This window comes from Pseudomonas fluorescens, from assembly GCF_002837185.1.
Lineage (GTDB): Bacteria > Pseudomonadota > Gammaproteobacteria > Pseudomonadales > Pseudomonadaceae > Aquipseudomonas > Aquipseudomonas fluorescens_AM.
Genome location: NZ_KZ478057.1, coordinates 1 through 1047 on the forward strand (window position 1 = coordinate 1; position 1047 = coordinate 1047).

A 1047-nucleotide genomic window follows, 5' to 3' on the forward strand; every position below is an offset into this window, starting at 1 on the left:
AACGGTGTTCTCGCTGAGAAATATCTGAGCGGGCAACTTGAAGCTCCTCAACTTGAGCAATGCCAGCGGCCCCGCATCCAGCTCGGTGCGCAGGTGCCAGACCAGGCTCAAACCATCGGGCGCCTTGAGCACCATGCGGTAGCGGCTGTCACCGTCGTCCAACGGCGTGACCTGGGCTTTTTCCAACAGGCGGATCAGGCCCCAGGTACCGGAATAATCACCGAACAGCCGCTCGCCGGTATGTACGCTGGTCCAACTGAGGCTCACGCCGGGATAGTCACTACGCCCCGGCCAGCTGAAACGCTGCCAGCTCTCCTTCTGGTTGAAGTACTGGTGCTTGTCGCCGTTGAGGATGAAGGTGGTTTGCACCACATCGCGTACCGGTTTGCCTTGCAGCTCAAAGCTCAACCCCATACCGCCATCGGTGTAGAGCACATCGGCCAGGTCACTGAGCTGGTTGATGGCAGTCAGGAACTGCGGGTTGAAGCGCAGCCCTTGGCTGTGGCGCGGATCAGCCATCCACCGGCTACCCTCCTTGCGCAACACGCCGCTCAATTGCCGCTGCAAAAACTGCTCGATGCGGCCGGAGTCTGCGCGGATCATCTGGCCCAGCATCGGTAAGGACGCATCGCTGGCAGTGGCTGTGAACGGGTAGCGGCTGGCGAAAGCATCGTCCCAATGGCTGACGATCGAGCGTTGCCACTGGCTGTTGATCCCAGCGGCAGACGGTTGCAGGACGCGTTGCCAGGCGTGTTCCAGTGGTTGCACGAACAGCGTCTGCGCCGCCCCGCCCCACTCGGCCCCCAGGCTGGCGGCCATCAGGCTGCCGTAGGATTGAGTGTCGGTCAGGTCGATGCTCTTGCCTTGAAACACGGTTTGCGCCAGTGCCTGGGTCATTTCCAGCGGATCGGCCGCCGTGCTGACTTGCTGCAACTTGAGGCGGACCCGTGTTACCCGTGTGAGGAATGCCTGGAGGCTCAAGCCATCGGCGCCACTCTTGCCTTCGGGGCCTTTGCCCAGCAGCGCCAGCAACGGGCCGAAGGTTGC

Annotated in this window: 1 protein-coding gene; it reads right to left on the reverse strand. The window is 62.3% G+C overall.

Features of this window, described 5'->3' with window-relative positions:
• Nucleotides 1-1047: type VI secretion IcmF C-terminal domain-containing protein (locus CIB54_RS27225; RefSeq protein ID WP_332871824.1), on the reverse strand; the 1047-nt coding region annotated here is incomplete at both ends.